Below are 7,235 nucleotides of genomic sequence, written 5' to 3' on the forward strand. Positions count from 1 at the left end.
CTGGGAGCCCGTCCGATGCGCTTTGCGAATTCGTTGATCCGATAAACCTTGCTCATGGCGAGCAATTATAGATACTTATGAGTAAGAATGTAGTATCTGTTGCTCGCTCCCGCCACGTGAGATCCGGCCGAGCGAAGAGGGCGTCGTAAATCGCCAACGTGGCAGCATCATTCGCTTTCATCGGGCCGACACGGCAGTCCAGTCAGCTCAGGCGGCTGACCGCAGATCCTATGTCAGGATGAGCCTGGTACACCGCCTCAAGCTCCGCGCGCACACGGCTGGCAAATGGCTCTTTGCCCTCGAGCAGGTAGATCAGTGCGTTCGCATCGAAAAACGCGATTACCAGCGGCTCTCCTCGGCCAGGGCGGCGTCGATCTCTGCCTTGTCGCGCGTACCGGCGGTCGGTTGCGCAAGCAGCCATTGCACGGCCATTACACCCGGCCCCGTCCGCGAGCGCTCGCCCGTGAGGCGCCGATACTCTTCCTCCGACAGCACAACAGCAGCCGACCGGTTACGCTTGATGATGTGCACTGGCCCATGCCGCAAGCCTTCCTCAATGGCGGCCATGCCGCGTCGCTTGAGCTCCGCGACGGTCAACGTATTGTTCATGGCGGCCCCTCTTTCAGTACAAAACACAAGTTAAATGGTGCTGAATTCAGTACTGAATTGCAAGTATCGAGGATGCTCATGGCGTGACTGGTGGCCTTCTGGCATTGGCTGCCGCGCCCGCATCAGTGCTTGCTGCGGCTATCGGCAGACCTCAACGTGGCCTGCCGCAATGGCGGTCACCCTGACCGCTCCCCTAACCGGTCGCCCCCTACGATCGAGCGGATATGCTTGACCATTCCCAACGGCGATCCGGCGGCAACCTGACGGGCCGCCTTCCTGACGTACTGCCTCTCAGAGTCAAAGCTATTCAGGCTGGATGCCTGCCGTCTTGATGATCTTGCCCCAGCGATCGAGCTCGGCAAGCTGGAATTTAGCGAGTTCCTCAGGCGAGGACACCTTTACCTCCATGCCGTTTTCCATCACGAAATGACGAATGGATTCGGTCGCCATGGCTTTGCGCATCAGCTCGTTGAGGCGGTTGATGATCGGCGCCGGCGTGCCTGCCGGCGCGTACAGCCCGTTCCAGTAGCCGAACTCATAACCCGCCACCCCTTGCTCCGCGATGGTTGGCACGCTGGGCAGCAGCTGCGAGCGCTGCGGGCTGCTGACGCCGAGCGCGCGCAGTTTGCCGGCCTTGACCTGCGGCAGGCTGGTGGTCAGGTCGACGATCATCACGTCGGTCTGTCCGGCCACAAGGTCGATCACGGCAGGCGGATTGGCCTTGTAGGGGACGTATGTCAGTTTCGTCCCGGTCATGTGCTGGAACTGCTCGGTGGCAACCCGCGCCGACGATGAGCCGGAGCCGAACGTCAGCTTGCCCGGCTCCTTCCTCGCCAGTGCGATGAGCTCGGGCACGTTCGCGGCCTTCACGTTGGGGTTCACGACCATCAGCATGTAGCCCTGGACCACCTGGCCGATCGGCGCGAAATCCTTGATGGGGTTGTAGGGCAGATTCTTCACCAGATGCGGATTGGCCGCCTGCGTGGTGTTGGTGGTCATGAACAGCGTGTAGCCATCGGGCGCCGAGCGCGCGACGAGCTGCGCCGCGATGCCCCCGAATGCGCCAGGGCGGCTGTCGACGACGACCGCCTGGCCCGTCTCCTTGGTGATCTGGGCACCCATTGCGCGGGCGAGTCCATCCGTGGTGCTGCCGGGGCTGGAGCCGATCACGATGGTGATCGGCTTGGTCGGATAGGATTGCGCGCCGGCCATGCCCGGCGCCAGCACGGTCATGGCGATTGCCGCCAGAAATCTGATTTGCATCTTGTCTCCTGTGATTCTGATTCTTATCGTCGGGGCGGCGTAACCAGGCCGTGTAACGAGGCTGTGTAGCGAGGCGGTGTAGCGAGGCTGTGTAGCGAGGCTCCCAGCGCTCAGGTAGTGAGGCTGAACTCCGGCCGTTGCCCGGCCAGCGCCTGGGCAATGCTTGCCAGGACCATCTCCCCCATGGCGGCCCGCGTCTGGTGCGTGGCGCTGGCGCGGTGCGCCTGCAGCGTGACGTTGTCCAGCGCGAACAGGGCTTGCGGCACGTTCGGCTCATCGACGAAGACATCCAGCCCGGCGCCGGCGATGCGCCCGGCAGTCAGCGCCGCGACCAGGTCGTCTTCCTTGACCAGCCGGCCGCGCGCGATGTTGATCAGGTAGCCATCCTTGCCCAGCGCGTCGAGCACCTCGGCATCGACAATGCCCTCCGCCTTGTCCGCGGCGGCGGCAAGAATCAGCGCATCGCTCTGGCGGGCCAGCTGCACGAGGTCGGCCACGAAGGTGTGGGGGACGTCATCCATCGCCTTGAGATCGGTGTAGGCGATGGGGCAGCCGAACGCCGTCATGCGCGCAGCGACGGCACGGCCCACGCGACCCATGCCGACAATGCCCACGCGCATGCCGCTGACGCGGCGGGCCAGCGGGATCGCGCTTGGCTGCGGATGGCGGACCCAGTCGCCGGCGCGGATAAACCGATCGCCCGAGCACATGCCCCGGCAAGTGGCGATCAGCAGGCCCACGGCGAGATCCGCGACATCCTCGGTCAGCGCTCCAAATGTCCCGGTCACCGGCAGGCCGCGCGCGCGGGCATATTCGAGGTCGACCGCATCGGTGCCGACGCCGTTGACCGCCACCACCTGGAGCGCGGGCAGTTGCGCCATCATTGCCCTGGTGATGCCGGTGTGGCCGCCGGTGATGACCGCGCGGATCGTGGGCCCATGCTCGCGCAGATAGGCATCCTTGTCGGTTTGCTCGAACAACCGGTGCACGGTGTAGAGCGAATCCAGCTTGTCGTTGATCGCAGGGATGAGGATCGGGTTCAGCTGCAGGATGCTGGCTTTCATGTTGTAGTCCTATCGGGAAGGCGATGTCATATGTCATCCTATGACTTAGACCGTATTGAAACAAGGAGGAAATCAGGGATTTAGGGTTAACAGCTTGACGAACTGCGCCGAACAGGGGAAACCTTTAACCCCGGATCTCGGAGGGCGGTATAGTATGTCATATGACAACGCAACACCAAGAGCAGCATAAGGCTCGCACTTGAAAAGCCTTGTGTCCGCGGCCAACCCGTTGCCGCTCCGGCCTTGATGCCCACGCTGATAGACCATGATCACTGACCTGCCCATCGACCTGATTGCCGATGTCCGCAATGCGGTCGGCGAAAGCCCGTTGTGGGATACAAAGACCCAATGCCTGTACTGGGTGGACATCCCCGCCAGGACACTATTCGAATGGAACGCCGCTAGCGCGGCAATCCGCACGCGGCGGCTGGCTGAAATGGGGGCATGTATCGCCCCCGCCAGTGGCGGCGGCTTTGCCGCTGGCATGCAAAGCGGCCTGTTCCACCTGCGGCCGCAGGCCGATGGCAGCATGGCCAGCCGGAGCCTGGCCAGTGTAGTGGCCTGCAGCGCCAGATAGAGGGAGCGGGAATGACGCAGGTGTCGTGCACCGCTTTACGCCTGAGGGGCGCCTTGACCGCAGCATCGCGCTTCCCGTGAAAAAGCCGGCGATGTGCTCCTTTGGCGGCGCCGACATGAAGACCCTGTTCGTCACGTCGATTCGCCCGGCCGACGCATCGGTGGAAGCCGAGCAGCCGCTGGCCGGCGGGGTATTCGCTTTGCGTCCCGGTGTTGCCGGGATTGCCGAACACCCTTTCGAGCTTGCCGCATGACCGCTCGATTGGGCCGCACCCAGGCGCCACTCAAGCGGCAGGATCCGGGCAGCGGGTACCGCCGCCCGGCAAGTCACAGGCCTTACATCCTCCCCTTCCAGGGCACCAGCCACTTCTCCGTCTTCCTCATCAGCAGATCGAACGTGTAGGCAATCAGGCCAATCAGCCCGATGCCCATGATCACCACATCCGTGCGCAGGAAGTTCGACGCATTGAGCACCATCTGCCCAAGGCCCGACGTAGCTGCCACCATCTCGGCTGCGACCAGCGTGGTCCAGCCGAAGCCGATGGCAATCCGCATGCCGGTCAGGATGTCCGGCAACGCGGCGGGGATCACCACATGGCGGATCACCTGCCACCGGTTGGCGCCCATCGAATACGCGGCATTGATCTGCTCGATGGTGACCGAGCGCACCCCGGCCTGGGCCGACATGGCCAGCGGCGCGAAGCAGGCCAGGAAGATCAGCAGGATCTTGGACGTTTCATCGATGCCGAACCAGATCACGATCAGCGGCAGGTAGGCCAGCGGCGGCAGCGGACGATAGAACTCGATGGGCGGATCGAACACCCCGCGCGCGATGCGCGACACCCCCATCATCACGCCGATCGGCACCGCCGTGACGGTCGCCAGTGCAAACGCGCCGAACACGCGCACCATGCTGGCGCGGAAGTGCTCGGTCAGCGGCAGGCCGCCTTGCACATTGCCGTTCCAGGCATCGACAAAGGCGTTGATGATGGCTTCCGGCGTGGGCAGGAACAGCGGCGGCAGCCAGCGCAGGTGGCTGGCGATCCACCACAACGCCAGCAGCGACACCACGGTGATGGTGGAGATGCGCGAGCTGGAGCCCTCGCCCGGCAGGCGGTAGCCGGAGACGGCCTTCATGCGGCGCGCCGGCGGCTTGGCGGCCACGGCGGCCGTGCCCGGCGCGGGGTCGAGTCTTTGAGCAGTAGCAGGCATGTCGGACTCCTCAGGGCGTGGCATGGATCAGGTTGACGATTTCTTCGCGGTACCGGATGAACTCCGGATCGGCCTTGACCTCGCGGGCGTTGCCGCAGGCAATGAAGCGTCGCGCGAAGGGCAGCTCGTAGGTATGCGCGATGCGGCCCGGCGAGGGCGTCATCACGATCAGCCGCGTTGCCAGGAACAGCGCTTCTTCCACGCTGTGGGTGATGAAGAACACGATCTTCTGCTCCGCCGCCCACAGCTTGAGAATCAGCGCCTGGATCGTCTCGCGCGTGAGCGCGTCGAGCGCGCCGAGCGGCTCATCCATCAGCATGACCGCCGGATCGTTGGCGAGCGTGCGGGCAATGCCCACGCGCTGCTGCATGCCGCCGGAGAGCTGGTAGACCGGCTTGGCCGCTACCTTTTCCAGGCCGACCAGCGCCAGCTTTTCCTGGGCGATGCGCAGGCGCTCGGCGCGCGGCACGCCGCGCAGCCGCAGGCCCAGCGCCACGTTGTCCAGCACATTGAGCCAGGGCATCAATGCATGCTTCTGGAACACGACGCCGCGCTCCGCACCAGGGCCGTGCACGGATTTGCCATCGAGGCGGATCTCGCCTTCCGAGGGTTGCATGAAACCGGCGATGCACGACAGCAAGGTCGTCTTGCCGCACCCGGAGGCACCCAGCGCGACCACGAAATCGCCGCGCTCCATGGTGAGATTGACTTGCGACAGGGCCAGCGTATCGGCGCCACCGCGGCCGCCGTAGTTAACGCTCAGGTTGTCGATTTCGAGTTTGGCCATAGCTGCAAACTTCCTGAAAAGGGGATTCAAGGCCGCGCGGCAGGCGTCGCCTGCCGCGCGGCGCTGGCAAGTCAGGCCGGCGTCTTGGAGGCGAGCGCGCGCTTCACCCATTCCGCATTGACGCCCGCGCCGTAGTCCGGCAACACGGTCTGGATCGTGCCCTGCTCCTTCAGGAATTGCGCCGCCGATTGCAGCGCCTTGGCCGCGCCGCCACCCAGCCAGCGGGGCGAGGCTTGCTCTTCCAGCGTGGGGAAGCCGTACAGCGCCATGCTGCCCGGCACCGCATCGGGCTTGGCGCCGGAGACCTTGGCGACCGCCTTCACCATCGGCGAATCCGGGGTCCATGCGGCCTTGTCCTGGCGATATTTGTCATCCGCCGCGGCCAGGATCTTGACGAACTTGACCATGAACTCGGGGTTCTCCCGCGCGAACTTCTTGTTGGCGATCATGCCATCGAAGGTGGCCTTGCCTGTCTCGGCGGCGATCTTGCCGGAGGTCACCAGCACCTTGCCCGATTGCTTGAGCTTGGCCAGCACCGGGTCCCAGATAAAGGTGGCGTCGATGTCGCCGCGCTCCCAGGCCGCGGCCACTTCGGGCGGCCGCATGTTCATGATCTTGACGTCCTTGGGATTGATCTTGGCCTGCTCAAGCGCCACCAGCGTGTGATAGTGCGTGGTGGAGACAAAGGGCACGCCCACCCGCTTGCCTTTCAGGTCGGCCACGCTGTTGATATTGCTGCCGTTGCGCGCCACCATGGCCTCGGCCGCGTTGATGTCGTCAAGGATCCAGAACAGCTCCACGTCCAGCCCCTGCGACAACGCCGAGGCAATCGGCGAGGTGCCGGCTTCGCCGATCGCGATCTGGCCCGAAGCCATGGCGCGGATCACGTCGCCGCCGCCGCCGAACTGGCGGAACGAGACCTTGTAGCCGGTCTGCTTCTCGACTTCCTTCATGTCCTGCGCATAGCGCCATGGCACCACCATGTCCTGATAGGCGATGACAACTTCCTTGGTCTGCGCGTAGGCGCCCGGGGCAACGACGGCCGCCAGTACTACGCTTGCTGCAAGCTGCTTGAACCAACGCATGATGAACCTCCTCAAGATTAACGGTGTGGTGTGCTGTGGCGGAGAACGCCGGCACGGAAAGCCTGGCACCAGGGCGGTGCCTGCTCGAGGAGGAAGATGTGATAAGCATGAGGCATGCCAGTGTCTCCGTCTGGTTGGGACGTCTTTGCGTCCTCTCCTTTCTTAGCGGCGCTCTGCTCTGTGGAGAGTCGTCGCGGCGTGCACCAGGCGCTTTGGCAAGCAGCGCTGGGCAAGGTGTAGTCGTATGGTAGAAAGCGGCCCGCCACCGGGTTAGAGCCAGCGGGGACGAACTGTGGGTCCACACAGGCTCACAGGTTGCATTTGCGTCACTTTAAAGGGTATTTACTACCATTTTTAGGTACACGGCATTCCGTTTATCTGATTTTCCTATTGACCATCGCTTAGTCTCATCCTACATTTCGATCCACAAACACTTTTCGGAACGTTTGGTTCCGTTTTGATCGAAGACTGGAGACACGACATCATGAGCGAACATCTTCCCGAATCCCTCGCCGCAGGCACCCAGGCTGGCGCCGTCACCACCGGCCCGCAGGAGATGACCCCGTCGGAAGCCTTTGTCGAGACCCTCGCCGCCAACGGCGTCACCGACATGTTCGGCATCATGGGTTCGGCCTTCAT

Annotated in this window: 8 protein-coding genes and 1 pseudogene; 3 read left to right on the plus strand and 6 right to left on the minus strand. The window is 63.7% G+C overall.

The window, feature by feature from the left end; all coding sequences use genetic code 11:
* Nucleotides 1–339 precede the first annotated feature (339 nt).
* The 3 genes from ACGLHR_RS49955 to ACGLHR_RS49965 form a co-directional block, all read right to left on the minus strand.
* Entirely contained in the window at nucleotides 340–609 is a 270-nt protein-coding gene (locus ACGLHR_RS49955; RefSeq protein ID WP_400103328.1) for a hypothetical protein, read from the minus strand.
* A gap of 303 nt (nucleotides 610–912) precedes the next feature.
* Complete coding sequence (locus ACGLHR_RS49960) at nucleotides 913–1,872, minus strand: Bug family tripartite tricarboxylate transporter substrate binding protein (RefSeq protein ID WP_400103329.1); 960 nt, start codon at nucleotides 1,870–1,872, stop codon at nucleotides 913–915.
* 110 nt (nucleotides 1,873–1,982) lie between these two features.
* The gene (locus tag ACGLHR_RS49965; protein WP_400103331.1) at nucleotides 1,983–2,936 is read right to left on the minus strand and encodes a 2-hydroxyacid dehydrogenase; all 954 of its coding nucleotides are present in this window, start codon (nucleotides 2,934–2,936) and stop codon (nucleotides 1,983–1,985) included.
* Between the two features lie 265 nt (nucleotides 2,937–3,201).
* Here ACGLHR_RS49965 and ACGLHR_RS49970 point away from each other — a divergent pair, with 265 nt between their 5' ends.
* The 3 genes and pseudogenes from ACGLHR_RS49970 to ACGLHR_RS49980 all read left to right on the plus strand — a co-directional run bounded on the left by ACGLHR_RS49970 (nucleotide 3,202) and on the right by ACGLHR_RS49980 (nucleotide 3,766).
* Nucleotides 3,202–3,513: an SMP-30/gluconolactonase/LRE family protein gene (locus tag ACGLHR_RS49970; protein ID WP_400103333.1), complete on the plus strand. Its 312-nt coding sequence runs from the start codon at nucleotides 3,202–3,204 to the stop codon at nucleotides 3,511–3,513.
* A 25-nt stretch (nucleotides 3,514–3,538) separates the two neighbouring features.
* A pseudogene (locus ACGLHR_RS49975) lies at nucleotides 3,539–3,595 on the plus strand (hypothetical protein); the annotation flags it as partial.
* A gap of 33 nt (nucleotides 3,596–3,628) precedes the next feature.
* Entirely contained in the window at nucleotides 3,629–3,766 is a 138-nt protein-coding gene (locus tag ACGLHR_RS49980; protein WP_400103338.1) for a hypothetical protein, read from the plus strand.
* Between the two features lie 82 nt (nucleotides 3,767–3,848).
* Here ACGLHR_RS49980 and ACGLHR_RS49985 read toward each other — a convergent pair whose 3' ends face one another.
* The 3 genes from ACGLHR_RS49985 to tauA all read right to left on the minus strand — a co-directional run bounded on the left by ACGLHR_RS49985 (nucleotide 3,849) and on the right by tauA (nucleotide 6,596).
* Nucleotides 3,849–4,724, minus strand: a complete 876-nt coding sequence (locus ACGLHR_RS49985; protein WP_400103335.1) for an ABC transporter permease subunit — start codon at nucleotides 4,722–4,724, stop codon at nucleotides 3,849–3,851.
* Nucleotides 4,725–4,734: 10 nt separating this feature from the next.
* Nucleotides 4,735–5,511, minus strand: a complete 777-nt coding sequence (locus ACGLHR_RS49990; protein WP_150986972.1) for a taurine ABC transporter ATP-binding protein — start codon at nucleotides 5,509–5,511, stop codon at nucleotides 4,735–4,737.
* 71 nt (nucleotides 5,512–5,582) lie between these two features.
* On the minus strand, nucleotides 5,583–6,596 hold the full coding sequence (tauA, locus tag ACGLHR_RS49995; RefSeq protein WP_318238265.1) for a taurine ABC transporter substrate-binding protein: 1,014 nt from the start codon (nucleotides 6,594–6,596) through the stop codon (nucleotides 5,583–5,585).
* Between the last annotated feature and the right edge of the window lie 639 nt (nucleotides 6,597–7,235).

The sequence above is a fragment of the Cupriavidus sp. CuC1 genome (genome assembly GCF_044627735.1).
In the GTDB taxonomy this organism is placed as follows: Bacteria; Pseudomonadota; Gammaproteobacteria; order Burkholderiales; family Burkholderiaceae; genus Cupriavidus; species Cupriavidus ulmosensis.

Bases quoted from the DNA above. Each gene is read 5' to 3' on its own strand.
- ACGLHR_RS49955 (WP_400103328.1), bottom strand. From the start codon at position 609: ATGAACAATACGTTGACCGTCGCGGAGCTCAAGCGACGCGGCATGGCC.
- ACGLHR_RS49960 (WP_400103329.1), bottom strand. From the start codon at position 1,872: ATGCAAATCAGATTTCTGGCGGCAATCGCCATGACCGTGCTGGCGCCG.
- ACGLHR_RS49965 (WP_400103331.1), bottom strand. From the start codon at position 2,936: ATGAAAGCCAGCATCCTGCAGCTGAACCCGATCCTCATCCCTGCGATC.
- ACGLHR_RS49970 (WP_400103333.1), top strand. From the start codon at position 3,202: ATGATCACTGACCTGCCCATCGACCTGATTGCCGATGTCCGCAATGCG.
- ACGLHR_RS49980 (WP_400103338.1), top strand. From the start codon at position 3,629: ATGAAGACCCTGTTCGTCACGTCGATTCGCCCGGCCGACGCATCGGTG.
- ACGLHR_RS49985 (WP_400103335.1), bottom strand. From the start codon at position 4,724: ATGCCTGCTACTGCTCAAAGACTCGACCCCGCGCCGGGCACGGCCGCC.
- ACGLHR_RS49990 (WP_150986972.1), bottom strand. From the start codon at position 5,511: ATGGCCAAACTCGAAATCGACAACCTGAGCGTTAACTACGGCGGCCGC.
- tauA (WP_318238265.1), bottom strand. From the start codon at position 6,596: ATGCGTTGGTTCAAGCAGCTTGCAGCAAGCGTAGTACTGGCGGCCGTC.